The organism is Secundilactobacillus pentosiphilus, from assembly GCF_002217985.1.
GTDB lineage: Bacteria > Bacillota > Bacilli > Lactobacillales > Lactobacillaceae > Secundilactobacillus > Secundilactobacillus pentosiphilus.
Genome location: NZ_BCMI01000060.1, coordinates 1 through 1,013 on the forward strand (window position 1 = coordinate 1; position 1,013 = coordinate 1,013).

The following is a 1,013-nucleotide window of genomic DNA, read 5'->3' on the forward strand; positions in this document are numbered from 1 at the left end:
GTGGCGCGGGTTAGAGTGTTCACACAACAAGGGTCGTATCCCACCAGCGCCTCCACCGAAACTAGCGTTCCGGTTTCTACGGCTCCGACCTATCCTGTACAAGTTGTGTCAACACCCAATATCAAGCTATAGTAAAGCTCCATGGGGTCTTTCCGTCCTGTCGCGGGTAACCTGCATCTTCACAGGTACTATAATTTCACCGAGTCTCTTGTTGAGACAGTGCCCAGATCGTTACGCCTTTCGTGCGGGTCGGAACTTACCCGACAAGGAATTTCGCTACCTTAGGACCGTTATAGTTACGGCCGCCGTTTACTGGGGCTTCATTTCTGGGCTTCGCCGAAGCTAACTCATCCACTTAACCTTCCAGCACCGGGCAGGCGTCAGCCCCTATACGTCATCTTACGATTTTGCAGAAACCTGTGTTTTTGATAAACAGTCGCCTGGGCCTCTTCACTGCGGCTGCACTTGCGTGCAGCACCCCTTCTCCCGAAGTTACGGGGTCATTTTGCCGAGTTCCTTAACAAGAGTTCACTCGCTCACCTTAGGATACTCTCCTCGACTACCTGTGTCGGTTTGCGGTACGGGTAGTAAGATACTCACTAGAAGCTTTTCTCGGCAGTGTGACGTCAGCCACTTCCCTACTTAAATTCGGTCCTCATCACAGCTTGTCTACCCGGTTGTAAGCATTTAACTAACAACCAGACTTGCTGCTTGAACGCACATATCCAACAGTGCGCACGGCTTAGCCTCCTGCGTCCCTCCATCGCTCAAACACATCTTACTAGTACAGGAATATCAACCTGTTGGCCATCGTCTACGCCTTACGGCCTCGACTTAGGTCCCGACTAACCCTGGGAGGACGAGCCTTCCCCAGGAAACCTTAGTCATTCGGTGGATCAGATTCTCACTGATCTTTCGCTACTCATACCGGCATTCTCACTTCTAAGCGCTCCACTAGTCCTTACGATCTAGCTTCACCGCCCTTAGAACGCTCTCCTATCACGCGACCTATT

At 51.6% G+C, this 1,013-nt stretch carries 1 rRNA gene; it reads right to left on the reverse strand.

The features are described 5' to 3' along the window. A 23S ribosomal RNA gene (locus CES81_RS13035) occupies nt 1–1,013 on the reverse strand; the annotation flags it as partial.